The organism is Faecalibacillus sp. H12, from assembly GCF_013361255.1.
GTDB lineage: Bacteria > Bacillota_I > Bacilli_A > Erysipelotrichales > Coprobacillaceae > Faecalibacillus > Faecalibacillus intestinalis.
In genome coordinates this window covers 265,309-292,037 of record NZ_JABWDK010000002.1, presented here as the reverse complement: position 1 = coordinate 292,037, position 26,729 = coordinate 265,309, and the positions used below count along the sequence as shown (strand labels likewise).

The following is a 26,729-nucleotide window of genomic DNA, read 5'->3' as shown; positions in this document are numbered from 1 at the left end:
CTGCGATATGCTTTCTCCGTGCATTTTCGTATTATTTATTCTGCCATCTGACTTCGCCCTTGGACAGAAGCGGATAACAGATCAGCTGATCTGAATCCAGATTTTCCGCATGCATGTCAACCGCTGTGATCTGATGATTATCATAAGTCGTATAATAATAAATACCTTTTGCTGTATTACAACAGGACGTGTATATCGTGATCTCATATTTGCCTTCTGTCACCTCACAACATCCACGCTGCTGATCTACAGATCCTAAGATATGGAAGAACTGGCTTACACTCTCACCCTCTTCTTCACCGGAGATCGAATTTAATTTTGTAAAGGCAACTTTCACAAATCTTGACTGGCTGGAAAGATCTCCAGGTATTCCCATTCCACCCATTCCTCTGCTATATGCATCAAGCTGTAATACTCCTGCAAAAGTACTCTCCGGCTGTTTTCTGGATACTCCGGCATAATTATTCAGTGCAAACATCTGACCCAGGAATGGTGGATTATTGGTAAGCACTCCTACCGGATTATCATATACATGCAGCCCATCCTTCATAGACTCAACAACGATACAGGCGTCTTTGTCTGCAATGATCCAGTGAAGCTGTGCTGTCGGCAGCTGTTCACTGAATGCTGTGCCTGTCAGTCTCATTGCTGCCAGCTTCTCTCTCGCCTCTGCTACAGTAGCACACTGTGTAAGGATCCATGGGATGAACTCGAACTGTGCCACCTGGCTGACTTCTGTTTCATCTTCCGGCAAAGCCTCTTCATATGCCGCATTGCCGACAAAATTAAGACCTGCCATTCCAAGGCCTTTTTCATTAACAGCATCATAATAAAGCGGATAACCTCCTGCAACAAATGCCATTCCGATCAAAGCATAATGGCTTTTTATCTTCCCGGCAAACCGGAAATCAAATTCGTAATTTCTTGGCGTTATCGTGATCTGTTCCCCATAGGAAAATTCATAATCAAGCGTTCTGCCCATATAAAAATCTTTTGTTTTGTAAGTTGCTGCTGTACACATATCGAACACCTCTTCTTTCTGCTATAATAATCCTGCAAACAATCGCATAAACAACTGTTCGAGCCGTAAATATGCACTCCGTCCTGTGCGGTACTTTTCGGTCACTTCCCTGCATTCATTCATGGTTGCTCCCAGATCATCTCTTATATCCAAAACTGTCTGACTATCCGCCATAAAACAACCATTTTCAAAGTGGTGATAAAGCAATGCCATTCAGTTAAGCATCATTTTAGTGGTTTTCTGTCATAGAAAGCCACTGTTTTTATACCTAAAAACTTTAAAAATATTACAAAAAACAGTTGACAAGTAAGCCAATATATGTTGCGCAAGCCTTGATTATAAACATATTTCAAGGAGGCTCATTATGGCTGATTTTTTCTTATCTAATTTAAAATCCACACTCGACAACTGCATCACAGAACTCGATGAAATTCACTCCATGTTCTGCCGTAATCCGGAAAGTGATTTTACCAGGAACCGCAAACTTTCTTTCCGCGAGTATATTCAGTTTATGCTCCAGATGCAGAGTAAATCCGTTTCAAATGCAGTAAACATATGCAGGGCATATCTCAAACACGATGGTAACGAAACAGAGTCCATGCTTCTCATACAAAAGTATCTGACACCTGTCAAGTACAATCGAAAATATCCTATCCACCTCCGTCCAAAGAGAAATAGGGATTTCATGTATCGGGTTGCATAAATCTCGTTACCATTATACTGCATTATAAGGCAGATAAGCAATCTGTCTTTTTGTCATAAAAAACCTTATCTAAATGACATTGAATGATTTATTTTCTATCTAAAATTTTATTAAAGCGACTAAAGACTCCATAGTTTGTGTGTTTGACTTACTGTTTATATCTATCTTCTCCTAAATATTTTTCTAGTCATTGCAATATAAAATTGCTTATACAGTCTCTCCCTTAAGAGTCCTGGTATTCTGGATAATATACAGAGCGACCGATATGACCATCATTATAGCGCACAAACCAATCAACAGATCTGATACCATCGGTGTAATTTGGAACCATATAATATCCCTATTTGGTATGTAACTTGCTTTTACTAATCCATGGCGTACCAGATCGGCAATCCACTCTGCATCTTTTACATCCGTCTTACGTCCGGGAACTCCTTTGATATGCTGCGCATTCACAACCATGATCGGTATCTGTTCTTCTTCAAATATATTATATACAGGTTTCCAATAAGAGCCCGTACTTTCCATGGCAGCCATCTCACAATCTGTTTCTTTCAGCCACGAAACTAATTGGAGATCTTGCAGGCCTCCTGGGTTCTATCGACCAGCTTTTTGGAAAATATAATGCTTTTTTATAATCTAATAGCTTTTGAAAATCTAATGCTGCTATTTTAAATCCGAAGAATAACCGGGTACGTTTTTTGCCATGTACAGGTATCTTGTCCACATGATATCTTCGACGAAGAAGAGAGGGAATTGCTTCTACTCCATTTCTAAATTTTGCATATTCAGAAAATTCTTCCGTCTGCATGTACTGTAATTGTTTTGCACGACCAACGGATTTCCAAGATACTTCCTTTCGGACTCGTGTTTTTAGAAAACGCGACTGACACCGTTCTTTGTAAGGACATCCTTCGCAGTCACTTATCCGAAAATACGCAACGGAACGCTCATTGCCTGGATCATAGATACAGTCTTCAGGTACACGATTATTCTTACATTTGATGAGATATTTTCCATCATCAGTAAAAACAAAATCAGCATATATTTCATCTGGTTTGCGTCCTGTGAAATTGGTTGTAACAAGTTTTAGATTATGTTCAGATGCTAAACGTGAGTTCTCTTCTCCGCTGTATGCCCCATCGGCAACAATAAAAGAACCATCAGAAAAATCTTTTTTCTCATTAAGATAATCTTTCATAAACTGATTATCTGCGTAGGTATTTTGCTGGTAATCGTAGACAATGACCAGACTGCTTTTTTCTCCGACAGCTTCAACTACGTTTCCAACGTATCCAAGATATCTGCCACCTGCTTTATAGCGGAAAGTGGCTTCTGGATCAGAAGGATTAAGCAATACTTCTGAAGGATTTTCAACTTCCTCTTTTTTGTCGAAGCCGCCTTGAGCCACCATCATCAATGATTGTGCGTTCCTTTAATAGGCGAATAAGAAGCTGATATTCACTTGTATCATCAAAATCACCGGTTGAATCACAAATCTTTATCAAGATATCTGCATCTTTCATCACAACAACGTTTCTCTCAGTTGCATCCATATCCCGCTTGTGATAAATGCATTTATTATAATCATCTTTTTTAATATAATGATATTGTTCATCCGGAATTTTTGTTCCACGCTCATCCATTATTTTGCAAAGATTAGCAACACAAGTATAAAACAATTCAAGCAATGAGAGGTTTCTGATATTTGCAGCAACCATTAAACTGTCCATACGTTGTTTATCCGGAGTGATATCCATAAAATCAGATATTTCTTTTGCCATTTTTACAACACATTCATGAATAAGATCAACATCATGCTCTGTTTCCTCTTGCTCTAAACCTGCCGAGGGTTCTGTCACTAATTGGCTGCTCTTCAAAACTGGTTGTGTGCAGTGCATACTGATAGCGGATATCAAATGCCATAGCTTCAACGATCTCATCGTCAGTAACATTAAGAGCTTCTTTAAGAATCAGTGCCCCAACAATCACATTGACCGGAGTATTAGGTCTGGATGCTTTTTTACTGTAAAGAACAGAAAAAATATTTTCATCAATAGCAGGAAAAACTTTGTCTGCAAAAGTATTTGCCCATGATTTTTCTAACATTCGTTTTTCGCGTTCTGTAAGATTAAAAGTACTGTCTAAAACAGTAAGCTGTTGATTATCATTTTTAACAAAAGACATATAGATCACCTCATAAAATGCTACCTACATTTTACCAAAGAATCCAATGTTTTTACATATCGTGTTAAGTTTTCAAGGTACAAATTTATATCAAAGGCTATAAACCTTTTGACACCCTAATCTTTTATTTTATCTTCTCCGGAGCAGTTTTTTACACTGGCTTACAGGTGCATCCGATTCCCAGTCCATCCGGACCGATATGACAGGACAAACCGAAGGAAAGTTTATCACACATGACTTCCATTCCCGGGAAACTTTCTTTAATCTGGTTTACCCATTCTTCTGTCACTTCATCGGTACTGCTGGACGCCGCCATCAGGTACACTTTACCCGCAGCATATTCTTCTCGGAAATTCGTTTCCAGCTCATGCTTCATTGCATCGATCATAACTTTACGTGATTTCTTCATACCACGGCATTTCTGGTAGATATCAAGCTTTCCTGTGCTGAAATGCATAACAGGTTTGATATTCAGGACATCTGCTGCCAAAGCTGTCACAGAGCTGACTCTTCCTCCTTTTTTGAGATATTTCAGTGTGCTGAGCCCGATATAAATTGTCATTTTTTCTCTGGTTTCTTCAAGAATTTTCTTGATTTCGACTACACTGTATCCTTCTTCTGCCATTTCTACTGCATCAAGAACAGAACGATGCATCGGGGTTGCCACACGACCGTTATCTACGACAAACACCTTACCGGCAAATTCATCTTCATTTGCCATGGCTTCTGCTGTCATACAGGACCCACTTAAAGCACTACTAAGAGGAATATAAACAATCTCCTCATATTCTTTCAGCATCTCTTTCCACATATCCATAACTTCTGTTGGTGACGGCTGAGATGTAGATACATCTACGCCCTTTCGAAGCATATCATAAAATTCATCTCTGGAAAGATCTACTCCTTCACGATACACTTTCTCTCCGATATAAAAGGGCATCGGTAGTACCTTAATTCCGAGTCTCTGCGCTTCTTCGCTCAAAATTCCACTGTGGCTGTCTGTCATGATTCCTATTTTCTTCATAATATCTTCTTCCTTTGTAATCTATTTTTATAACGTCTTAATAATCGGCATTACACTTCATTTATATTTGTATCATATCATTATTTTTCATTCGGCAAAATAAAGGATGACGCAATTTCCTCCTCCGCATACTCTTCCACATCCGTTCTCGTTACTCGTTTTATATGTTGTTTTTTTAGGCGCAGATATACGAACTCCCGGAATATAGTATAAAATACCGATACAAGTGGAATGAAAATCAGCATACCTATAATTCCCATAAGATTTCCGCCGATTGTAACTGCCGCCAGTACCCAAATTGATGGAAGTCCTACTGATCCGCCAACCACATGAGGATAGATCAGATTACCTTCTATCTGCTGCAAAAGCAGAAAAACTATAATAAATAAAACTGCCTGTTTTGGATTTACCATAAAGATCAGAAAACTTCCCACGGCACAGCCAATAAAGGCTCCAAAGATAGGAACCAATGCGGTAAACGCGATCAAAATTCCAATTAAAAGTGCATATGGCATTTTTAAAATACTTAGCGTGATAACAAACATCATTCCGAGAATTACTGCTTCCAGACACTGCCCTGCAAGAAAATTTGCAAATGTCCGATATGTCAGCGAACATATGTTAAGAATTGCATCTGCTTTTTGTTTTGGAATAAAAGCGAAAATCACTTTTCTTACCTGTAAATGTAATTTTTCCTTCTGAAAAAGAATATAGCATGCAAAGGAAAACGAAATAAAAAAGGTCGCTAATCCACTGGCAATGGAACCTACTGCTGACATCGTCGTATTCATCATATTTCCGACTCCGTTTCCAAGAAGACTTATTCCCCATTTAATTGCCTGATCAGGCTGAAACTGCAGCTGATCTACCAATTTCATAATATCCTGATTATCATGTGAAAATTCCCGAATCCAGTTTTGCATCTGTGGAATAAAATCTGAAATACTCGTCATCAGATTTCCCATGGTCTGTGTAAGCTGTGGAATCACACCAAATATTACCAATACCATTACACCTGCTGCCAATATAATTGTAAGAAGCAGGCTTATCGGTCTCGCAGCTTTTTTTCCTATTTTATTATTTTCTTTTATCTTTCCGAGCATTTTCTTTTCCAGGAAACTCATTGGTACATTAATCACAAAGGCAATTGCACCACCAAGCGCAAAAGGAAACACAATTTTCCATATTGACTTCAGCACTTCAATCACCACATCGAATTTCCACAAAGCAACTACAAGAAATGCCGTAAACACAATCAGTTCTCGAATTTTTTTCATAGAACATCTGCTTAAATCCACTATCTTTCCCCTCTTTTTCTTAGTTTCATACGTATACACTTAAGTAATTGAATAATCAGAAGGCTTGCAAAAGCATATAAATATACACATCCAAGCTGCATCAGATTCAACGTTTCCACTTTGAATAAGTTATGGAAACCAGGAACCGTCAGTACTGTTGTAATGAGTACTGCACCTAACACAAATGCTCCCTGAAGCCACTTGTTATGAAAGAGACCTTTTGTAAAAATGACCGGATGATCTGATTTGCAATTATATCCATGAAACAAACGTGCCAGACAAAGAGTTCCAAAAGCATACGTGCTTCCAAGCAATGTACCATTCTGGTTGTATCCTGTCAAAAAACTGATCATTGTCATTGCTCCAATTACCAAACCTTCCAGACCGATTTTGCTAAGAAAATCTTTTGTCAATATCGACTCATCTGCCAATCTCGGTTTTTCACTCATCACTTCACTTCTATCCGGCTCTAAGCCTAACGCAATTGCCGGAAGACTATCCGTCAAAAGATTAATGAAGAGTAAATGTACTGGTGCAAATGGCACCGGAAGTCCTGCAACCGATGAACAAAGAACGGTTAAAATTGCTCCGAAATTTCCTGACAAAAGAAACTGTATCGCATACTTGATATTCTGATATAAGTTTCGTCCATTTTCCACTGCTTTTACGATTGTTGCAAAGTTATCATCTGTAAGTACCATCGCTGCTGCATCTTTCGCAACTTCCGTTCCGGTCATTCCCATTGCAACACCAATATCTGCCTGCTTTAATGCCGGTGCATCATTGACACCGTCTCCTGTCATTGCCACAATCATTCCTCTTTCCTGCCATGCCCGAACAATGCGAATTTTATGTTCCGGTGACACTCTTGCATACACAGAAATATTTGAGACAAATTCTTTGAGTTCCTCGTCACTCATATTTTCTATATCTGCCCCTTCACAGGCTTCCGATAAATCATGTAATATTCCAACTCTCTTTGCAATTGCTGCTGCTGTAATTTTATGATCTCCGGTGATCATAACCGGTCGAATTCCCGCTTTTATACATTCCGCTACCGCAGCTTTTGATTCTTCTCTCGGAGGATCCATCATCGCAATCAAACCAAGAAATACTAAGTGATCCTCATCTTGTATCGTTAATGTGTGATTCTTAGGAATTTCACGATAGGTAAAAGCCAATACTCTTAAACCTTCCATCGAAAATTCCTGATTTTGACGTTGTATTTTTTCTTTATCTTCCTCAGTAATTTTTCGAATTCCCTCTTTCGTCCAGATTTGCTCTGTACGTTCCAGGAGCTTGTCGACTGCACCTTTTACAATCATTTGATTTTTACCATCTATCAGGTGAAGTGTTGACATCATCTTTCGATCACTGTCAAATGGCAGTTCTCCATTTCTTGGATAAAGCTTTCTTACGCTTGCCGCCTCTATCCCATATCGACTTCCAAGATTAATCAATGCTGTTTCTGTTGGATCTCCAATTTCTACTCCATTTTCATTTGTCGAATCATTACATAGAATACTGTAATTTAAAAGACATTTTTGTGCCTGATCTGATATATCAATTGCCTCTGCTGAAATTCTTTTTCCATCTATATAATAATCTTCAACCGTCATTTTATTCTGTGTGAGCGTTCCTGTCTTATCCGAACAAATAATAGAAACACTTCCAAGTCCTTCTACCGCCTGTAGTTTACGAATGATTGCATGCTCTTTTGCCATCTTCTGTGTTCCGAAAGAAAGTACAATTGTCACGATAGAACTTAGCGCTTCAGGAATTGCTGCTACTGCAAGTGCTACTGCAAACATAAATGCACTGCTGATCTTTTCACCGCGGAACACATTTATTGCAAATAAGAGTCCGCAAAATACCAGAATCATAATAGAAAGCTTCTTTCCAAAGACTTCCAAACTCACCTGAAGTGGTGTCTGTTTTTCCGAAGTTGACTTCAAAAGTCCTGCAATCTTTCCGACTTCTGTCTGCATTCCTATATCCGTTACAACAGCTTTCCCACGCCCATACGTTACAAAACTACCGGAAAATAACATATTTGTCCGATCACCAAGTGGCGCTTCCGTCAATATTGTATCCATGTTTTTCTCAACTGCAAGACTTTCTCCTGTAAGAGCACTCTCATCAATCTTAAGACTTGCATTTTCAATCAGTCTTCCATCAGCCGGAATCATATCTCCTGCTTCAAGCAGTATCACATCTCCAACAACCAGTTCTCTTGCCGGAATTTGAACGACTGTACCATCACGCAATACTTTTGCCTCCGGGCCAGAAAGATTCTTTAAACTCTGCAGAGATTGTTCTGCTTTTACCGTCTGTATTGTTCCCAAGATTGCATTGATCGTAATAACCGTCACGATAACTGCCGCACTTTCCACATCTCCAAGCATACCAGATATGATTGCTGATGCAATTAGAATCAGTACAAGAAAATCCTTATACTGTTCAAAGAAAATCTGCAGGATACCTTTCTTCTTTCCTTCTGTAAGTTCATTCCACCCACACTTTTCTCTGGATCTTTTCACCTGTTCACTCGTAAGCCCAGATTTCTTGCCATTCACCCTTTCAAGAACCTCTTCTACCGTCTGCTGATAAATTTCCTTCATCACTTCCGCCTCCTCGTTCTCCTAAATATTTTTCTAGTCATTGCAATATAAAATTGCTTATACAGTCTCTCCCTTAAGAGTCCTGGTATTCTGGATAATATACAGAGCGACCGATATGACCATCATTATAGCGCACAAACCAATCAACAGATCTGATACCATCGGTGTAATTTGGAACCATATAATATGCACCGCTGCAGTTCCATATAATAAAAAGGTTACTATCTTTCCATGCCAGTCTGCACCATGTACTTTTCCTGTCTTTCGTATCACAAGACATCCACTGACTACCATATACAGCTCCTTACCTGCCATTATTACGATTAAAAGAAGCACATGCGGAAAACGAGTAAACAGACAGATTAACATCGCTGCCTGTGTCAGCTTATCAGCCACCGGATCAAGTATTTTTCCTAAATTACTAATCCTATGGAATCTTCTTGCGATATATCCATCAGCAAGATCCGTAAGACCAGACAGCAATAAGATTTCACCAGCTAACAGAGGATTTTTCTTTACACAATAACTCCATATAATTACCGGAATCAGACAAAGCCGAAAAAAAGAAAGAAGATTAGGAACCGTAATAATTCTATTCAAATTTTCTTCCTGATTCACTTCACTCTGCATGTACGGTCATCTCACTTTCCTTTTTTTTAGACATAAACCAATAAAATATAACACAAAATGCTAAAGCAAACACAACACCAAAAACATTTTGAATCACTCTAAGACTAACCGCTCCTTGTAGTCCATAAGTCTCTGCAGCAATGGCTAAAGCACCAAATGTGTTAAATACTGCCTGCCAGCCATATTGTGCTGAAAATCCTACACCGATTCCACCAAGAATTCCTATATATGCATAGATTGACGAAGGAAGCAGAAAATATAATACTGTAAAACATATAACACCTGCAATATTTCCGACAATCCTTTTACGGACTCTGTAGCGCATATCTTCCATAAACGGCAAAATCGCGGACATGGCCGCAATACCAGCCCACATTGCACGTGGCATATTACAAAGTTCTGCAATGCAAAGGACAATCGGTACGCATAAAATCTGACATATCTGCCATTTTGTTCTGGAAGAAGTGATATCAAATTCTTGTATCAGATCTTTCAGATTTCTTTTATAAGTTCTGTTTTTATGATTTCGATAAAATACGAAGCAGGTAAGTGCTGCACCTAAAGCCATTCCGACTAATCGCATCTGATAGCTTTTTCCCGTAACATCATAACCATATAGCAGCAGATACCCAAGAACCAATGTAGATTGATTAAACATGAATGGATTATGGCATCCGAACAGAATCAACACAGCCAGTGCCGCAATATTTAACAGCATTCCCAATACCGGTGAAAACTGATTTGCCAAATGCGGACATACAGTCATAATTACAAAGAACAAAGCCAAAAGCATCGTAGATTGTCCGGTGTGGATCCCCAGATCCGCATTTCTAAACACCATGAGACATAATAAGACTACTACACCTACAATGCTGTTCTCATTTCCAAATAGGATGCTGAAAATACTAACAAAGAAAAAACAAAATGCCATTGTAACAGCTATCTTCACCAGATATACCCACATATGATATAATTTTTCTTTTCGTGTTTCACTCTTTTTCAACAGGTTTTTAGAACCTGCCTGATTTAACTGCAACTCCTGATAAAATGTCATGTAATTCCTCCTCTATCTGTTTTTCTTAAACTTATATGGCCTCATCTTTCTGTATTGGAAGCTCTACAACAAATCTGCATCCACCATATTCACGGTTTTCTGCTTTGATTGTTCCTCCGGCACTATCTACAATCCGTTTTACAAGTGCAAGACCTAGGCCATTTCCTTCTGCTTTATGAGATCCATCTACCTGATAGAACTTGTCAAATATTCTGGATTTTACATCATCCTCTATTCCTGGTCCTTCATCTTCCAGAATGAACTTAACAGAATCCTGTTCTTGTTTCAGAAACATCGTAATTGTCCCCTTTGAAGGGCTGAACTTAATCGCATTATCCAAAAGATTTATCCAGATATGCATAAAAAGTCCTTCATTCCCAGTATATTTAACTTCCTCCAATTCTACCTGAAAACCAATTTCTTTTTCTGTCCATTTTGTTTCCAATGAAAGAAATGCCTGGCGGATCTGTTCATCCAGACGATATTCTGTTTTTTTCATTGGTATATTCTGATTCTCTAACTTGGATAACAGCAAAATATTACCAACCAATCCGGAAAGTCTTTGGGTGTTAAATAAGATTTTTTCTACATATTCCTCTTGATCCGGAGACAGTTCTTCTCCCTGAAGCAGCATTGTATACCCTTCAATGGCATTAATCGGGGTCTTAAACTCATGAGAAACATTAGATACAAAATCCATCTGCAGCACCTCTGTTGCACGAAGTTCTTTTGTCATAACGTTAAAACTTTGATAAGATTCTCCAACTTCTGCTATACGGCTGTTCGTTTCCAAATGCTGTTCAAAATCTCCCTGAGAAACTTCCTTCATTGCTTTACTAAGTCTGGTAATTGGTTCCAGTAACTTTGCATTGATAAAGGAAGTGATCAGCCCTGCAATCAATGTATTGAAAATCAAAAGCCAGCCAAGCATAGGTATGCTACCAGGCAGATTAAAAAAATGATTCAAAAAAGCAAATAATAACGCAGATATGACTGTTGAAAATACGAGTGCCAGCCAGATTGCACCAGTCAGACAGGATCGGATCCGCAATCCTTTTTCTTTCTTTTGTTCCATTATTTTTTCACCACCTTGTATCCAATTCCACGCATTGTTACAATTTCAAAATCAGGGTTATCTTTAAAACGCTCCCTGATTCTTCCTATATGTACCTCTATCGTATGTGGGTCTGCCTCCGTCTCGTATCCCCATACTTCATCCATCAACTGTTGTTTTGTAAATGTTCTGCCTGGCGAAGCTGCAAGCTTATATAAAAGCAGGAATTCTTTTTTAGGCAAAACAAGACTTTCCTTATCAGTTGTAACCGTCATTGCATCATAATCAAACTCTGTTGAACCGATCACAATTTTGTGTTCATTCAGTATCTGTGCACGGCGAAGCAGTGCTCCGACTCTTAAAACCATTTCATTCACATTTACCGGTTTTACCATATAATCGTCACTTCCCGAAAGAAATCCCTGGCGCATATCATCAAAGGAACCTTTCGCAGTGATCATAAGTACCGGTATCTGATATCCTGCTGAACGGAGTTCCGACACCAGTTCATAACCATCCATAACCGGCATCATAATATCAGAAATGATCAGATCAATATATTCCTTATCCAATACTTCTAATGCCTGTGCTCCATCCGATGCACTTTTGACTTGATATCCATTCTTCTCAAGCACTTTTTGGAATAGCTGGCTTAATTCTTTATCATCTTCTACAATCAATATTTGAAACACGTTTTCCTTCCTCCTTATTAAAACAGATACCTTGCCCATCCCAGCAGATGCTGTACCAAAAATATTTTTCTCTGACGTTTCTTTGTTAATTCGATTGGCTCTACATGATATGGATCACGATAGGTTCCATCTTCCAATACCTGGCGGGACACTCTTTCATATTCCATCATGCCCTCTTCCAACTGTTTATTAATATCTTTACTGCGAATTACAAGCATCAGTTCCGTATCCAGATATGCACTTCTCATGTCCATATTAAAGGAACCGATTACAGACAGATCATCGTCAATCAGAATACTTTTTCCGTGGTATGAATAACCGCCTTCATATTCCCAGATATTAATTCCTGTACTTAAGATTCTATTTCTGTTTTTCGCATAATCGGCAGCCCCAAATGGATTCCCATTATTCGCAACTGAATTTGTCATGATAGAAAAATCTGAAACGTTCTCTGCAATCTCCTCCCATGTATTATACATCATATCATTACAGATAATATATGGCGTGTGGATCTTCACACGATTTTTTGCATTTTTCATCAATTCTCCCAACTGATACCACACTACTGGTTCTTTGGAACCTGTGTGAATAGGATTTGACACTAATGCAATCTTTTCTGTCTCAAAAGTTTCGTCCGTGTAATCGGTATCGCAGATTCTTTCCTTATTCTCTTCAAAATATTTCTGATAGCCGTTCTGCAGCTCTAAAACTGCGTTCTTTACAGATTTTCTATTTGCCAGTTTTTTATTGTTATGAAAATAACCACTGTCTTCCTGATTCCATATGGTTTCAAAATACTCTGACAACTGGTTAACTGAATTTTCTTTCTCAGGTTCATCGCAAACCACTAACACGTCTCTGTCATAGTTCTTATGTCCCGGAAAATCACCCAGGAAATAATTGTATGTATTTCTTCCCCCAAGAATATATCTCTTTCCATCTGCAATCAAATATTTATCATGCATTCTACCCATCATCTTCCATGGTTTCAACGGATTGGCCTTATTATACAGTTTAATTTCAACATTCTCATGAGAAGATAATCCATAGAAATACGGATTTCCTTCCATATCAATCCAGCTCTCCATTCCATCTACTAACAGACGAATATGTACACCTCTGTCTGCCGCATCATGCAGTGCTCCTAAAATCAATTTTCCACTTTCATCGGATTGAAATGCAAAAGTAGAAAGAATAATTTCCTTTTTTGCATTCTTGATCAAACGCACTCTTTGTAAAAGCGCTTCTGGATTCTTTTCTATGATTACTGCCCGTTCTGTATTTTCACTGCATTCGTTCCATGACCCATTTTTTGTTTCTTTTTTGGTTGTATTGGACACTTCCGGCTGCTTTTTATATGCAACGCAGATTCCGAGCAATTCATAAAAAGCCACACATAAAAAAATTGCCAGTATAACAAGAAGAATTTTACATATTTTATGCTTTTTCATTGTACATCACCTGATTCCTTTTTATTTCATACTTATACAATACAAAGTCAATCTCAATTTAACCTCAACAAAATTTATTTTTCATAAAAAAATATGACAGGCTTCTTTTTAAAGAAACAGTCATATTTTTATTCTAATATATGAAGGAGCTTTTCTTACTCCGTTGTATTAATCACTATTTTATTTCTTCCATAAGCTGTCGGATTTTTCTCAATGTACACCGTGTAACTGCCAGGTCATCTTCTTGTATATTCGATATGATTTTTTCATAAGCTTCTATCATTTTTTCTTTCTGACAATTACTTAATTCAATTGCCTTGTTCGTCAAAACAAGGTACGTTCTTTCTTTTTTTTCATCTAATTTCCAGATAATATATCCTTTATTTTCAAGATTTTTTACCATCTTAGATGTTTCTGGAATCGATAATTTCATGTATTCTGCCACTTCTGAAAGATATACTCCTTCATGACAGTCTGATTTTTCAACACATTCCTTTATACTATAAAGGAACAAATAATCTGTTCTTTCAACAAATTCAAATATACTTTCAACATTGATGCTCTTTAAAAAAAACTCCTCTGCACTGGTTCCTGCTCCCATATTATCGTTCCTCTCTTTCTATATATTCTTTTTTGCTGACTAGACTCTTATATGCCGGGCGAATGATCTTATCTGTAGTTATCAATTCTTCTAGGCGATGTGCACTCCAACCAGCAATTCTTGCTATCGCAAATAATGGCGTGTACAATTCTCTTGGAATATTCAACATGTCATACACAAAACCACTATAGAAATCTATATTAGGACTTACTCCTTTGAATATCTGACGCTGCTTTGCAATCAACTTAGGTGCAATCTTCTCAATATTGTTATAAAGGGTCATATCTTTCTCACGTCCTTTATCCCTTGCGAGTTGTTCTACAAAGCCTTTGAACACCCTTTCTCTCGGATCTGAAATAGAATATACAGCATGTCCCATTCCATAAATAAGTCCTTTCTGATCAAACGCCTCTTTCTTCAAAATCTTACTCAGATATGATGCAATTTCCTCTTCGTCTTCATAATCTTTCACATGACTTTTAATATCATCCATCATATTCATTACCATCAGATTTGCACCGCCATGTTTTTTTCCTTTTAAGGATGACATTGCTGCTGAAATAACAGAATAAGTATCTGAACCTGAAGATGTTACTACCCGTGTAGTGAATGTAGAATTGTTACCACCACCATGTTCCATATGTAACAATAATGCTATATCCAGTACTCTTGCTTCCAGTTCTGTGAATTTTGTATCTGGTCTTAATAGGCGCAGGAAATTTTCAGCAATAGATAAATCTTTTTCAGGTCTATGAATATACATACTTTCGTTTTTTTCATAATGACAATAAGCATGGTATGCATATACTGCTAACATAGGAAATGCTGCGATCAACTGCATACTCTGCCTTAGCACATTCGGAATTTCAAGACTTTCTTTTTCCTTATCGTAAGAGCCCAATGTAAGAATACTTCGAGTCATAGAACCCATAATATCTGATGTAGGTGCTTTCATAATGACATCTCTGGTAAAGTTAGTCGGTAGTTCCATACAATCAGATAGTCTTCCCTGAAATTCCATTAACTGTGTATCAGTTGGCAATTCTCCGAATAAAAGAAGATATGCTCCTTCTTCAAAGACAAACCTTTTTCCTTTACTTCCTGTTACTAAATCTTTTATATTATAACCACGATAAGATAACTCGCCATCACATGGACTCTTTACTCCATCACGATATTCAAAAGCTTTTATATCAGAAATATTTGTAAGCCCCGTCAACACACCTTGGCCTTTTTCATCTCGTAAGCCTCTTTTTACACCATACTCTGAATACAGATTCTTACTAATGCTATCATTTTGTTCACAAAAAATTGCTTGCTGTTTCATATAATTTTCCAAATTGCTCATTTGAATCGCTCCTTTCATTCTGTTACGAACTTACATACTATACTCAGATATTCTTGTTTCCAGTGCATTCAGCATTGTCTGTTCTTTTTCTTATTCTTATTCATTAGCAATACAATACAATGGAAAACTCAATTTAACCTCAACAAGGTTTGTTTTTTCATCCATGCAAAATCTTCTTTGTACAACAGACTGTTAGATATAGCAAAAACGGCCTTTCAAAAACAGTTAACTTCTAAATCAACTTTTTTTGAAAGGTCGTTTCATCAGATTCTTATAGCAATCCAGCAAATAATCTCATAAATAATTGTCCCAGTCGCAAATATGCACTTCGTCCGGTTTGATATTGGTCTGTCACATCACGACATTCTCCCATCGTTCTTATCAGATCATTTTTTATTTCCACAACTGCCTGACAATCTGCCATAAAACAGCCGTTTTCAAAATGGTGATATAAACTTCGATAATCCAGATTAATTGTTCCACAGGTTGCCATACAGTCATCTGCCACACTCATTTTTGCATGACAGAAACCAGGAGTCCACTCATAAACACGAACACCATGTTTAACTAATCCATGATAAAAAGAACGAGTTATATTATAAATGAATTTTTTATCAGGGATACCAGGTGTGATAATTCTTACGTCTACCCCTCGCTTAGCAGCCAGACATAACGCATGCGTCATTTCATCTGTTATGATTAGATATGGAGTCATAAACCAACAATATTTTTCAGCTTTATTTATCATACTGATATAAACTTCTTCTCCGACTTGCTCATTATCCATAGGGCTGTCTGCATAAGGTTGAACAAACCCAGTTTGCTGTGCCGCATAATCATAGTGGAAAAGGTATTTACTAAAATCAGAATCATTAGCATCCTTATCACTTACTGCATTCCACATTTCCAAAAATGTCACCGTAAGCGACTGAACAGCATCTCCTTCTAAACGAATACCTGTATCTTTCCACTGTCCATACGGGTGTGTGTAATTAAAATATTCGTTTGCTAGATTATATCCACCTGTAAATCCGACTTTTCCATCAATAACTGTTATTTTTCTATGATCACGATTGTTCAAAAACAGATTTAAACCTGGCATAAACGGATTGAATACACGGCAATGAATTCCTATTGCTTCCATCTTTTTCACAAAATCTGTGTTAATAAAGCCTATAGAACCCATATCATCGTAGAATACTCTAACTTCCACACCTGCTTTTACTCGCTCTTCCAGAACATCTTGAATCTTATGCCATGCTTCAGCGTCTTCTATCGCATGATATTCCATAAAGATAAACTTCTGTGCTTTCTCCAAATCCTTAAGCTGTGCCTCTAGTCCTTTCACTGCTTCATCAAAATACACAATGTCCGTATTCTGATAGATTGGATACTGCGAATTTCTTTGTATGTAACTTGCTATATTTCCTGCTTTCGGAATTGTTTCTTTTATTTTGCTCAAACACTCCTGACTGTCCGGAAGCATTGGTAACAATTTGCTATCAATTTCTGCATATCGCTCACGCATTTTATGTGTGCCACCATTCAAACCAATCAACAAATACAGGCCTACACCCATAATTGGGAAGATTAGAATTAAGATGACCCACGGCATTTTCATAGAAGAGGTCTTATCTGATGCGTACAATCCCAAAACCAAGATTCCACTCAAAATCCTTGTAAATAAATTTATAATTTCTGCATATTCATTCAAGCGTGTTACGATAGTAATAATAAAAATTACTTCCAGAAGAATGCAGACTATGGAAAAACACAGCCGTTTTACCCCATTTTTTGTTTTTGCTTTGCCCTCTAAAGTATCTTGCTTCATATATATTCCACCTTCCTACTTGCTCAGTTTTCTGCCTAAATTTCATGAAACATACCAATTTTGTCTTTTATTCTCTGCATTTCATTATCCGCTTCAATGATAGATCTTGCAGAATGAAGTAATTCTTCACTTATCTCATCATAACCAGGCATTTCTTCAATTCCTTTTTTATAGCGAAGTTGATGTTCCAATGTTGCCCAGAAATCCATACCATTGGTTCGGATCTGTAATTCTACACGCATAGGTGTTTTACCCTTAGCAAAAAATACTGGTATTTCAACAATCATATGATAGCTTCGATAACCATTTGGTTTTGGATTTTTTATATAATCTTTTATTTCAATAACTTTAATATCATCCTGTTGGGTAATCAAATCTGATATCATATAAATATCGTCAATAAACGCACAAACTATTCGAACGCCTGCTACATCATTTAAATATGTCTGTATATTTTCTGTTGTAAAATCATGTCCCATTTTCTGCAATTTATTGTAAATACTATTGGGCTTCTTAATCCTTGTTTTTATAAAAGAAATAGGATTTCGATTGTTCTCAACTGAAAATTCATCATCCAAAACCTCAAGTTTAGTTTGTATCTCCCGAATAGCACAACGATACATCATCATTAAATTATAAAATTTTGTAGCATTATTTAAAAACTGTAGTGATTCCGGACTGTCCCTCCAGAGTTTTTTTACTTCATCCTTTGTCATGGTACTTTCCTTTCTACTTCATCTTTAATTGACATATAGGTATATCCAAGTCTTGTGAAGTGCACAAGCGCTGGAATCTTCTGGTCTTCCCATAAGCATTATAACCTCCAATACGTCATCTGTTTTTCTTTCGAGGATCTGTTGGCTTTACCGCATCTTTTGGTATTAGCCAAGTCTTTCCCTTTTTCTCTGCTCCAGGCACTCTTCCCTGGCTACATAAAAGAGAAATTCTTCTAGATGAAATTCCCCATATTTTTGACATTTCGATCGTTGTTATATAATCCATAATTTTCCTCCAAACGATACAACAAGCCTATTATAAGTATATTCTTTTATCGGAATAGTTTCAACCAAAATTAAGTTTTCTTCTAGGTTGTTTGATTTGTTATTGTTTTCTAAGATTTTCACAAAAACACCTGGTAAATAATCTTTTAAAATCATCTACCAGGCTTTATTGTTTATCTTACACCCAAATCAGCCCCTCTCTCCAGCTTATCTTTTCCCTGCTTTTCCTGGATAATTTTCTTATTGATTTCCAAGCGTTCATGGATTGATGGTTTCTTCTCTTTTCCCGTCATTGCTCTCTTTTGTGCTACTGGCTTTCTTTCAGCTTTCCCTGCGTCCTTAACTGCTGTATTTGCTTCAACGCCGGCTCTTGACACAGCTTCTCTGCTCTCATTTTTCTCTGTCACCTGCTGTTCTCGTCTCTCCTTCACACCTTTTTCTTCCAGACTGCAAAAGCTCTGCAAATACGGCAGAACATGATTCTGCATATCCGTCAGATCTTCCATATACTTCTGATACTCTTCATTACCTTTTCCTTGCTGATAACTAATCCAGCTTTCATCTGTCAATTTCATTTCATTCTGCATCTTTAACTGACTGATGATACCACCGTTTCCGGTACCAATCTCTATCTTACCTTGAAAATGGTGCAGCATCTTATCACCCTTCTCAGCATAATATACTGTAAAAAACATCTGTGCTGTCGTTTTTGGTTCGTTGGTGTTTGGATCACGGTCAGCATACCAGGCTTTGTCCTGTTCTACGGTTTTGGAATCCAGATCAGATAACTTTTGATATCTTGGACTCCCCAACTCACTTTTCTCACAATAATTCACATACACCATCGGCTCCATATCTTTTGGAAGTTCCGGTTCATAGGACTTCAATCGCTCGACCAATACTCCAGCACGGACTGACAGATCACATTCTTCCTCTACAATGTCCTTCAAATAAGAAATATAAGAATGCGTATTACCACTCTGCAAATCCAGCATTACCTCTTGTACCGTGTTCTCTCCCGGCTCCACATTATCCCGATATTCATACGGATCAAAAGCTTCTGCGATCTCATCCAGTGCCTCTGCCAGCTGTTCTGTGTTCATTTTCTCTGGATACATTGCTTCCCTGACATCCCGCATGGGTACATATTTATAGTCCGGCAATGCTTCATGAATCTTCTCTATACCTTCCCGAATTATTGGAAGTTCTCCAAAGAATCGAATATCATCCATATAATCACCGTGAACCGTATTTCCCTTTACAATAGAAAATTCAGCCTCATCATAAAAGCTGTCTTCCGGATCACGATAGATAATCCCCATACTGCATACTCGATAGGCATTTTCAGGATTCTCCCTATATTTTTCATAGACTGCAGCAATTTGATTAACATCGGTACTTTTTTCATAAGCCCCCATATCATGGAACTCATCGCATTCTGCCGCAAAGTATTCCAGATACGGTTCTTTCTTCGGCGGCATATTATTGAGGACATTATCAATCATGTTATAATTCACCTCTTCCAGTTCCTCCACCTTTGCCAACGGCTTATATTCTCCCTGGCTGTTCTGAATCTCCGCCATTACAACCTCATCCATTTCTTCTACTTTTTCCATCAGCTGATCATAATCTCCACGGATGCGTTCTCCAGTCCAGCCTTCGTCTTCCAGAAGTTCCTCTGCCGCTTCTTTAATAGAAATTTCATCATTTTCATAGACGCCACCATCCATCAGACGGAAATCTTCATCGTAAAAGGAATAATCGTATCCTTCTTCTGTTCTCTGAATAGCAAAGTAACGTTCTCCTACCTCATATGCCAGTTCACTAAGAACCTGTTCTTCCAGATTCAGGAAAGAATCCAGTTGTTCAAAACTGATACTGTCTACAAAATGAGCTGTTACTTTTTCCCCGTCATTCAGAACTACGATATCACTGACAGACAGGGAATGTCCTCGGAAGTCTTCCGGTCTGTCAATGTTGAACCTTTCAAAAATATCTCCCAGTGACATATTTCCCGATAAGTCTCCAACATAGACCAGCTTATAATCTTCTTTTTTTATCTGCATACCATGACTTTCAATAAAGCGCATATTCATAAATGCATAGTTTTCGCCCGGTGAATCATCCTTGATCTGATAAATACCAAAGGTTCGCCTAGTTCCTAACAACAGGTTTGCCTCTTTCAAAGACTGAATCTGTGGATATTTCTGCATTTCCCATTCCAGGTTACGGAAACGCTCCAGTTCTGCCATGGACATCTGATAATGCTCCGGTCCTCGTTCAATTTCCATGCGTTCCGTGACATAGATCGGTGACGAAAAATTAGTGATCAGATAGATATCTGCTCCGGCATCGTATAATTTCAGTGCTTCTTCCTGATTGATCACACTCATCGGTTCCTGAAATACTCCAAAATCTTCGTCTGCATAATCCAGATCCTGATTCCTTATCCGTTCCCACATCTGTGATTCCATGCCAAACAGACCTTCATGTGCCTGTATCATTTCCTTACTTGCATACTCTCCCTTACCGCCATCGCTGCCCAAGCAATAAATCTTAGAACCCATCCTGTGATAATCTAAGGCTGCTTCTTTTCTGAGCGGCACCATGTCTTCTGCTGTATATCCATAATCACGTAATTCCAGCTTGCCGATGGTTGGATCTGGTAAGTCCTGAATATCCATTTTTGCATCATCCAGAAGTTCCTCGACTTTATCATTGTCTTTCTGGCTGAGTGCATCAGAAAGGGTTCTTACCAACATCCTTACTTTTTCTTCCTCACCAATCAGATTTGCATATTCAAAAATCTGTTCCTTTACATCCGCTGGAATCTCTATTTCCATGTGTTCTGCACGGTCTATCTGTTCCTGCGTATATTCCTGCATTTTCTGCGTTTCTTTTCCTGTTATCATATTTCTCGCCATTCAAATTCCTCCTGTGTTCTAAAAAATGGCATAACCGGCAGAACCTTCTTCTACCAAATTATGCCATCTTTCCTGTTTACTTATTCCAAACCGAAGTCCCGTTTTCTGGTTTCCTTGCCACTTTCACTTTCCCGCTGACTCTTTTCTTTATAAATCTGCAGCTTCTCATGGATAGAACCTCGTGCCGGTCTTTCTTCTTTCTCTTTTGATTCCGACTGCTCTGTTTCTGTATCTTCTCGCTCATCCATATTGAGAAGTGCATTTAGTTCTGACAGACGCTCCAGTTTTTGGTTCAGTTCCTCTTCTTTTGGAAATGGCTTCCCGACTTCCTCTTTGGCATTTGCCAGTTGCTCCTGTACCGTTTCCAGCCGTTGCTCTGCTTCTGCCAGTTTCTCCGGATAGCTTTCCAAAAGATTATTGATACGAGTGATATTTCCTAGGGCATCTGCCCCCAACCGAACTTTAGCTACCGATTCATGCTTTACAGACAGGATAAACTCTTTGCTCCAGCTGTCGAATTGGATTCTCATGCTGAATCCCTGATAGCTTCCAATGTCCATAGTTACATCTACAGACTTAATGTCTTTGCAGACCGCCAGAAGTGCCATACCTGCCTCTTTCTTTTCTGTGAACACTTTGCCACTGATTTCCATAGAAAACTGCTCTGGATCTGTAATTTTATGCTCAGAAAAATGAGCGATATCTGCCTTGTAGCTGGCAATAATCTCCGTCAGTTTTGCAATCTGTTGCGGGAAATTCCTTGCAATATCATCTTCCAGTCGGTATTGGTTATTCATGTGGTTCGCTTTTAAAAGCTTTAATTTCGCCACATCCACATCCAATGCCATCTTCTCTTTTACTGCTGGATTTCCGGTTGCAAGTGCCTTGACCTCTGCATAGGAAAGTGCCGCTTCATCCACATCTTCGCAACTTCGCACAGGTGCTTTGCTGGTCATAATCTGAGAAATAAATTTCTGCTTATTCTCAATCAACTGCCACATATAACTGTCGAATGTGGATTCTGTTACATATCGGAAGATATGAACCTTTTTATTATGGTTTCCCTGACGGATGATACGTCCTTCCCTCTGTTCCAAGTCAGACGGTTTCCAGCCAATATCCAGATGATGCAGAGCAATCAAACGGTCCTGCACATTAGTTCCAGCGCCCATTTTTGCAGTTGAACCAATCAAAAAACGAACCTGTCCGGATTTTACTTTTCCAAACAGCTCCGTCTTCTTTGCTTCTGTATTTGCATCATGAATAAACGCAATCTCTTTTTCCGGCACTCCTTTTTCCATCAGCTTCCGTTTCAGATCATCGTAGACATTAAAACTGCCATCGCCTTTTGGTGTGCTCAAATCACAGAAAATCAACTGTGCTGATTTCTGTTCTGCTGTATCTTTCCAGATTTCATAGCTTTTCTCTGCACAGACTGCTATTTTACTTTCCGGATTATCTGGCAATAATTCGTTCACCAAACGCTGATCCAGTGCTAACTTCCTTCCGTCATTGGTAATTTTCAGCATATTATCAACCGAGGCATCTACCCCGCCGTTTCTGACAACTTCTGCACGTTCTCCCAGACTTTCTACGATTTCTTTCTGCTGTTCTGTTGGTTTCAGCACCACTGTTTCATATTCCGCTTCCGGCACTGGAAGCTTTAATTGATCGGAAGTCTTAATATCTGCAATCTCCTTGAACATATTCATCAGTTCTGGGATATTATAGAATCTGGCGAATCTTGATTTTGCTCGATATCCAGTTCCTTCCGGTGCAAGTTCGATGCTCGTGACAACTTCTCCAAAGGTAGAAGCCCAGGAATCAAACAGTCCAAGTCCCATATTTTGTAATTTACTGTTCTGCAGATACCGCTGCATAACATATAATTCCGTCATGCTATTACTGATTGGTGTGCCTGTAGCAAAAGTAATGCCTTTTCCTCCTGTAATCTCATCCAGATACTGACATTTATTGAACATATCTGCCGACTTCTGTGCTTCGTTCTGTGCAATCCCGGCTACATTCCTCATTTTTGTATAGAGAAACGCATTTTTATAGCTGTGTGCTTCATCTACATACAAGTGATCTACTCCCAGTTCTTCAAACGTAACTACCTGATCTTTTTTTTCTTTCTGATTCAGCTTTTCCAGCCTTGTCTGCAGTGTCTTTCTGGTCTTTTCAATCTGTTTGACGGTATAATGTCCGCCATCCTGTTCATACCTTGCACTCTGAATTGCCATTTCCAGATCATCAATCTGCTTCCGTAACATGGCTTCCTGACGTTCATCAGAGATTGGAATACGCTCAAACTGGGAATGTCCAATGATAATAGCATCATAATTTCCCATAGCGATCCGGGCACAGAACTTCTTTCGGTTTGCTGGTTCAAAATCTTTCTTGGTTGCAACCAGGATATTGGCTCCCGGATATAACTGTAGGAATTCTGCACCCCACTGCTCCGTCAAATGGTTTGGCACGACAAAGAGGTTTTTCTGAGATAATCCCAGGCGTTTGCTCTCCATTGCCGCCGCTACCATTTCGTAGGTCTTTCCAGCTCCTACTACATGAGCAAGAAGCACATTCTCTCCATAAAGCTGATGTGCGACAGCGTTTTTCTGATGTGGGCGAAGTTCAATTTCCGGATTCATTCCTGGGAAAGTCAAATGACTGCCATCGTATTCACGGGGACGGATGCTGTTAAATCGTTCATTGTACACTTTTACCAGCCTCTCTCGTCTCTGCTGGTCTTTAAAAATCCAGTCCTTAAATGCTGCTTTCATGGCATCCTGCTTCTGTGATGCCAGCATGGTTTCTTTCTTATTAAGGACACGGATCTCATCACCATTTTCATTGACACTCTTATCATAGATGCGTACATCTTTCAGGTTCAGGGTATCTTCCAGAATCTTATAGGCATTTGCTCTCTCAGTTCCATACGTTGCATAGGCAAACGCATTTTGGGGACTGTCGGCATTCTTTCCTGTAATCCTCCACTCACCATTTACCTCAGAGAATTTCACCTGTATTTCTTTCTGAAGCAGATACCATGGTGTATGCAATGTTTCTTGCATAAAATCCTGATAATCCGAAGGTTCAATCCAGGTAGCTCCAATACGCACTTCAATCTCCGATGCTTCCAGGTCTCTCGGCTGAACTGCCTCTAGTGCACGCACATTCGATGTGAATTCCGGATGATTCTCTGCAAAAGTTCTCGCAGTATTTAATTTATCCCTAACATTTCCGGAGAGATATTCATCTCCGCTTTCCCACTGGTCTGTCAGTGGATTTTTGAAGATAACTCCAACCAGCTCTTCTGTAATTTTCTCTTCGGTCTTTCCGGTCAGCTGTGCCATATATGGGAGATCTACTTTAGCCCTTTCATTTAAAGACAGAGCAAGTGCTTCTGTGGCTGTCTCCACACTTGTCACAGCAACCGCCTTTTTGATGGTTCGTTTGGTGAACATGTCCGCTTTCCGCTTCAATGTTCCATCTTCATTCAAGTCTTCCAGGGAACACAGCAGACAATAAGAAGAGTCATCAGAAAATGCCCGTTTATTAGCATTACTTCCAATAACTCCATACTTTGCTGTGTAGGTATCATACACCTGATTCAGTTTTTCCTGCTGTTTTTGGATTTCTTCGTCTGTGACAAATTCTTCCATCTGCATGGCGATCAGCTCACGAACGGTATCACGGATTGCAACCATGCCTTTTACACGTTCTGCAGTGGCTGCAGGCATTTTCACCTGATTCATCAAAGAGTTGACACGATAATATACCTGATCATCTACCACCGTATAGCTGTAATTTCTAACATTCGGATCAGCCGGAATACTCTCTGGCATCTCATCCAGTTCTGTTTCCACATCTACTGCCGGTACCATGCTTCCCTTAATTTGTTTCACAGCTTCTTGTAACTGTAATTCCAAATCAGCTCCTTCCATTGGAGCACAGGTTGTTTCCATACCATACGGACCGGACACTTCTTTCATCTCACCCAGAATCATTTCCGGATGCTGAACAAAATACTGATTGACCGTAATTCCATTGACATCACTATCCAGATTTATCCATTCCGGCATTTCTTTCGTAAGGCTTTCCCTCTTTTGGAAAAACAAGATATCAGCACTGACTTCTGTTCCCGCATTTGCCTTAAAAGCTGTGTTCGGCAGTCGGATTGCTCCCAACAGATCTGCCCGCTCTGCCAGATATTTCCGGACTTCCGGTGACGCCTTATCCATAGTTCCCTTTGTTGTGATCAGTGCCGCCACACCACCTGGACGTAACTGATCTATCGTCTTGGCGAGAAAGTAATCATGGATCATGAAATTGTAGCGATCATACTGACGGTCATTGACCTTGTATGCACCAAATGGCACATTTCCAATCGCCACATCAAAAAAATCATTAGGATAATCTGTCTTCTCAAAACCTTTGATCTGAATATTGGCATCTGGATAGAGTAGCTTTGCAATTCTACCGCTGATACTGTCCAGTTCCACACCATAGAGTTTGGACTGATTTAGATTCTCTGGAAGCATTCCAAAGAAGTTCCCGACTCCCATAGACGGCTCCAGGATATTTCCTTTTGTAAATCCCAGATTCTCCAACACCTGATACATACTTTCAATCACAATCGGCTGTGTATAATGAGCATTTAACGTGGAAGCTCTGGCTGCAGCATATTCCTCTGGTGTAAGAATCGTCTTTAATTCCAGATATTCTGTCTCCCATGCAGCTTTTGTCTCATCAAATGCATCTGCAAGACCTCCCCAGCCGACGTACCTGGATAAGATTTTCTGTTCCTCTGATGTCGCATTGCGGTTCTCATCCTCACATTTCTTTAACAACTGGATAGCCATGATATTGGCTCGGAATTTCTCCTTCGGTGTTCCCTGTCCAAGTTCATCATCTGTGATACGGAAGTTCGTTGCTTGAATCGGTTCTGCTATTCCGTTAATCTCTTCCAAAGATTCTTTTTCTTCCGATACCTCAGCTTCTCCCGATAATTCTTTTTCTTTTTTATCATAATCTGTCCACACACGTTGAGAAATAGCAGTAAAATACGAGAACTCTTCCTCCATAATTTCTTCCCTGATTTCCCGTAATTCATCTAAGGTATCCGCATTTACAGTTTTGTTGTGATAATGATAATAAAGTACTTCTTGTCCGAGTTTTACATCCAGACGTTCCAATTCTTGTGTTGACATTCGATTCCAAATATCATCTTTTTCCGTATGAATCGTGAAACCTTCTCCATCATCATGATATTCTAATGTGTATTGA

At 38.9% G+C, this 26,729-nt stretch carries 21 protein-coding genes and 1 pseudogene; 1 reads left to right on the top strand and 21 read right to left on the bottom strand.

Annotation, left to right across the window (positions count from 1 at the left end; all coding sequences use genetic code 11):
* Nucleotides 1–31: 31 nt before the first annotated feature.
* Nucleotides 32–1,021 carry a choloylglycine hydrolase gene (bsh, locus tag HUU89_RS04470; RefSeq protein ID WP_005360258.1) on the bottom strand — a complete coding sequence of 330 codons (990 nt, stop codon included), beginning with the start codon at nucleotides 1,019–1,021 and terminating at the stop codon, nucleotides 32–34.
* 364 nt (nucleotides 1,022–1,385) lie between these two features.
* On the opposite strand from bsh, the gene HUU89_RS04460 reads away from it, so the two are divergent.
* Nucleotides 1,386–1,724 carry a hypothetical protein gene (locus tag HUU89_RS04460; RefSeq protein WP_007887600.1) on the top strand — a complete coding sequence of 113 codons (339 nt, stop codon included), beginning with the start codon at nucleotides 1,386–1,388 and terminating at the stop codon, nucleotides 1,722–1,724.
* Nucleotides 1,725–1,931: 207 nt separating this feature from the next.
* Here the strand turns inward: HUU89_RS04460 and HUU89_RS15435 are convergent, their stop codons facing one another.
* The 20 genes and pseudogenes from HUU89_RS15435 to HUU89_RS15430 form a co-directional block, all read right to left on the bottom strand.
* The gene (locus HUU89_RS15435) at nucleotides 1,932–2,261 is read right to left on the bottom strand and encodes an IS110 family transposase (protein ID WP_005360256.1); all 330 of its coding nucleotides are present in this window, start codon (nucleotides 2,259–2,261) and stop codon (nucleotides 1,932–1,934) included.
* A gap of 1 nt (nucleotide 2,262) precedes the next feature.
* The gene (locus HUU89_RS04445; RefSeq protein ID WP_217498427.1) at nucleotides 2,263–3,138 is read right to left on the bottom strand and encodes a transposase; all 876 of its coding nucleotides are present in this window, start codon (nucleotides 3,136–3,138) and stop codon (nucleotides 2,263–2,265) included.
* The gene (locus HUU89_RS04440; protein ID WP_005360253.1) at nucleotides 3,098–3,508 is read right to left on the bottom strand and encodes a hypothetical protein; all 411 of its coding nucleotides are present in this window, start codon (nucleotides 3,506–3,508) and stop codon (nucleotides 3,098–3,100) included. The genes HUU89_RS04445 and HUU89_RS04440 overlap by 41 nt, the downstream gene beginning before the upstream one ends.
* Nucleotides 3,509–3,539: 31 nt before the next feature.
* Nucleotides 3,540–3,911 carry a transposase gene (locus tag HUU89_RS04435; protein ID WP_175301088.1) on the bottom strand — a complete coding sequence of 124 codons (372 nt, stop codon included), beginning with the start codon at nucleotides 3,909–3,911 and terminating at the stop codon, nucleotides 3,540–3,542.
* 151 nt (nucleotides 3,912–4,062) lie between these two features.
* On the bottom strand, nucleotides 4,063–4,935 hold the full coding sequence (locus tag HUU89_RS04430; RefSeq protein ID WP_005360251.1) for a DegV family protein: 873 nt from the start codon (nucleotides 4,933–4,935) through the stop codon (nucleotides 4,063–4,065).
* Nucleotides 4,936–5,015: 80 nt separating this feature from the next.
* Complete coding sequence (locus HUU89_RS04425) at nucleotides 5,016–6,212, bottom strand: AI-2E family transporter (protein ID WP_175301087.1); 1,197 nt, start codon at nucleotides 6,210–6,212, stop codon at nucleotides 5,016–5,018.
* 20 nt (nucleotides 6,213–6,232) lie between these two features.
* Nucleotides 6,233–8,854: a cation-translocating P-type ATPase gene (locus HUU89_RS04420; RefSeq protein WP_005360247.1), complete on the bottom strand. Its 2,622-nt coding sequence runs from the start codon at nucleotides 8,852–8,854 to the stop codon at nucleotides 6,233–6,235.
* A gap of 57 nt (nucleotides 8,855–8,911) precedes the next feature.
* Nucleotides 8,912–9,484 (bottom strand): CDP-alcohol phosphatidyltransferase family protein, encoded by a 573-nt coding sequence (locus tag HUU89_RS04415; RefSeq protein WP_055062482.1) that lies wholly within the window; start codon nucleotides 9,482–9,484, stop codon nucleotides 8,912–8,914.
* Nucleotides 9,474–10,538, bottom strand: a complete 1,065-nt coding sequence (locus HUU89_RS04410) for an FUSC family protein (protein WP_175301086.1) — start codon at nucleotides 10,536–10,538, stop codon at nucleotides 9,474–9,476. The genes HUU89_RS04415 and HUU89_RS04410 overlap by 11 nt, the downstream gene beginning before the upstream one ends.
* Nucleotides 10,539–10,569: 31 nt before the next feature.
* Nucleotides 10,570–11,613, bottom strand: coding sequence for a sensor histidine kinase (locus HUU89_RS04405; protein WP_158421470.1), 1,044 nt, complete (start codon nucleotides 11,611–11,613; stop codon nucleotides 10,570–10,572).
* Nucleotides 11,613–12,323 (bottom strand): response regulator transcription factor, encoded by a 711-nt coding sequence (locus tag HUU89_RS04400; protein ID WP_003693048.1) that lies wholly within the window; start codon nucleotides 12,321–12,323, stop codon nucleotides 11,613–11,615. The genes HUU89_RS04405 and HUU89_RS04400 overlap by 1 nt, the downstream gene beginning before the upstream one ends.
* Nucleotides 12,302–13,735, bottom strand: coding sequence for a phospholipase D family protein (locus tag HUU89_RS04395; RefSeq protein WP_175301085.1), 1,434 nt, complete (start codon nucleotides 13,733–13,735; stop codon nucleotides 12,302–12,304). The genes HUU89_RS04400 and HUU89_RS04395 overlap by 22 nt, the downstream gene beginning before the upstream one ends.
* Before the next feature lie 175 nt (nucleotides 13,736–13,910).
* The gene (locus tag HUU89_RS04390) at nucleotides 13,911–14,336 is read right to left on the bottom strand and encodes a MarR family winged helix-turn-helix transcriptional regulator (RefSeq protein ID WP_173702063.1); all 426 of its coding nucleotides are present in this window, start codon (nucleotides 14,334–14,336) and stop codon (nucleotides 13,911–13,913) included.
* A gap of 1 nt (nucleotide 14,337) precedes the next feature.
* Nucleotides 14,338–15,702, bottom strand: a complete 1,365-nt coding sequence (locus HUU89_RS04385) for a citrate/2-methylcitrate synthase (RefSeq protein ID WP_172679323.1) — start codon at nucleotides 15,700–15,702, stop codon at nucleotides 14,338–14,340.
* Between the two features lie 253 nt (nucleotides 15,703–15,955).
* Nucleotides 15,956–17,515, bottom strand: coding sequence for a cardiolipin synthase (gene cls / locus HUU89_RS04380; protein ID WP_117502253.1), 1,560 nt, complete (start codon nucleotides 17,513–17,515; stop codon nucleotides 15,956–15,958).
* 35 nt (nucleotides 17,516–17,550) lie between these two features.
* Nucleotides 17,551–18,231 carry a GTP pyrophosphokinase family protein gene (locus HUU89_RS04375; protein WP_175301084.1) on the bottom strand — a complete coding sequence of 227 codons (681 nt, stop codon included), beginning with the start codon at nucleotides 18,229–18,231 and terminating at the stop codon, nucleotides 17,551–17,553.
* Between the two features lie 115 nt (nucleotides 18,232–18,346).
* Nucleotides 18,347–18,517 carry a helix-turn-helix domain-containing protein gene (locus tag HUU89_RS04370; RefSeq protein WP_008371604.1) on the bottom strand — a complete coding sequence of 57 codons (171 nt, stop codon included), beginning with the start codon at nucleotides 18,515–18,517 and terminating at the stop codon, nucleotides 18,347–18,349.
* Complete coding sequence (locus tag HUU89_RS04365) at nucleotides 18,505–18,672, bottom strand: hypothetical protein (protein WP_008371602.1); 168 nt, start codon at nucleotides 18,670–18,672, stop codon at nucleotides 18,505–18,507. The genes HUU89_RS04370 and HUU89_RS04365 overlap by 13 nt, the downstream gene beginning before the upstream one ends.
* 17 nt (nucleotides 18,673–18,689) lie before the next feature.
* Nucleotides 18,690–21,440: a YodL domain-containing protein gene (locus HUU89_RS04360; RefSeq protein WP_175301083.1), complete on the bottom strand. Its 2,751-nt coding sequence runs from the start codon at nucleotides 21,438–21,440 to the stop codon at nucleotides 18,690–18,692.
* Nucleotides 21,441–21,520: 80 nt separating this feature from the next.
* A pseudogene (locus HUU89_RS15430) lies at nucleotides 21,521–26,131 on the bottom strand (DEAD/DEAH box helicase family protein); the annotation flags it as partial.
* Nucleotides 26,132–26,729: the final 598 nt, after the last annotated feature.

Excerpts from the sequence above, each read along its gene's own strand:
- bsh (WP_005360258.1), bottom strand. The coding sequence starts at position 1,021 with ATGTGTACAGCAGCAACTTACAAAACAAAAGATTTTTATATGGGCAGA.
- HUU89_RS04460 (WP_007887600.1), top strand. The coding sequence starts at position 1,386 with ATGGCTGATTTTTTCTTATCTAATTTAAAATCCACACTCGACAACTGC.
- HUU89_RS15435 (WP_005360256.1), bottom strand. The coding sequence starts at position 2,261 with ATGGCTGCCATGGAAAGTACGGGCTCTTATTGGAAACCTGTATATAAT.
- HUU89_RS04445 (WP_217498427.1), bottom strand. The coding sequence starts at position 3,138 with ATGGTGGCTCAAGGCGGCTTCGACAAAAAAGAGGAAGTTGAAAATCCT.
- HUU89_RS04440 (WP_005360253.1), bottom strand. The coding sequence starts at position 3,508 with ATGGCAAAAGAAATATCTGATTTTATGGATATCACTCCGGATAAACAA.
- HUU89_RS04435 (WP_175301088.1), bottom strand. The coding sequence starts at position 3,911 with ATGTCTTTTGTTAAAAATGATAATCAACAGCTTACTGTTTTAGACAGT.
- HUU89_RS04430 (WP_005360251.1), bottom strand. The coding sequence starts at position 4,935 with ATGAAGAAAATAGGAATCATGACAGACAGCCACAGTGGAATTTTGAGC.
- HUU89_RS04425 (WP_175301087.1), bottom strand. The coding sequence starts at position 6,212 with ATGAAAAAAATTCGAGAACTGATTGTGTTTACGGCATTTCTTGTAGTT.
- HUU89_RS04420 (WP_005360247.1), bottom strand. The coding sequence starts at position 8,854 with ATGAAGGAAATTTATCAGCAGACGGTAGAAGAGGTTCTTGAAAGGGTG.
- HUU89_RS04415 (WP_055062482.1), bottom strand. The coding sequence starts at position 9,484 with ATGCAGAGTGAAGTGAATCAGGAAGAAAATTTGAATAGAATTATTACG.
- HUU89_RS04410 (WP_175301086.1), bottom strand. The coding sequence starts at position 10,538 with ATGACATTTTATCAGGAGTTGCAGTTAAATCAGGCAGGTTCTAAAAAC.
- HUU89_RS04405 (WP_158421470.1), bottom strand. The coding sequence starts at position 11,613 with ATGGAACAAAAGAAAGAAAAAGGATTGCGGATCCGATCCTGTCTGACT.
- HUU89_RS04400 (WP_003693048.1), bottom strand. The coding sequence starts at position 12,323 with ATGGGCAAGGTATCTGTTTTAATAAGGAGGAAGGAAAACGTGTTTCAA.
- HUU89_RS04395 (WP_175301085.1), bottom strand. The coding sequence starts at position 13,735 with ATGAAAAAGCATAAAATATGTAAAATTCTTCTTGTTATACTGGCAATT.
- HUU89_RS04390 (WP_173702063.1), bottom strand. The coding sequence starts at position 14,336 with ATGGGAGCAGGAACCAGTGCAGAGGAGTTTTTTTTAAAGAGCATCAAT.
- HUU89_RS04385 (WP_172679323.1), bottom strand. The coding sequence starts at position 15,702 with ATGAAAGGAGCGATTCAAATGAGCAATTTGGAAAATTATATGAAACAG.
- cls (WP_117502253.1), bottom strand. The coding sequence starts at position 17,515 with ATGAAGCAAGATACTTTAGAGGGCAAAGCAAAAACAAAAAATGGGGTA.
- HUU89_RS04375 (WP_175301084.1), bottom strand. The coding sequence starts at position 18,231 with ATGACAAAGGATGAAGTAAAAAAACTCTGGAGGGACAGTCCGGAATCA.
- HUU89_RS04370 (WP_008371604.1), bottom strand. The coding sequence starts at position 18,517 with ATGGATTATATAACAACGATCGAAATGTCAAAAATATGGGGAATTTCA.
- HUU89_RS04365 (WP_008371602.1), bottom strand. The coding sequence starts at position 18,672 with ATGATTTTAAAAGATTATTTACCAGGTGTTTTTGTGAAAATCTTAGAA.
- HUU89_RS04360 (WP_175301083.1), bottom strand. The coding sequence starts at position 21,440 with ATGGCGAGAAATATGATAACAGGAAAAGAAACGCAGAAAATGCAGGAA.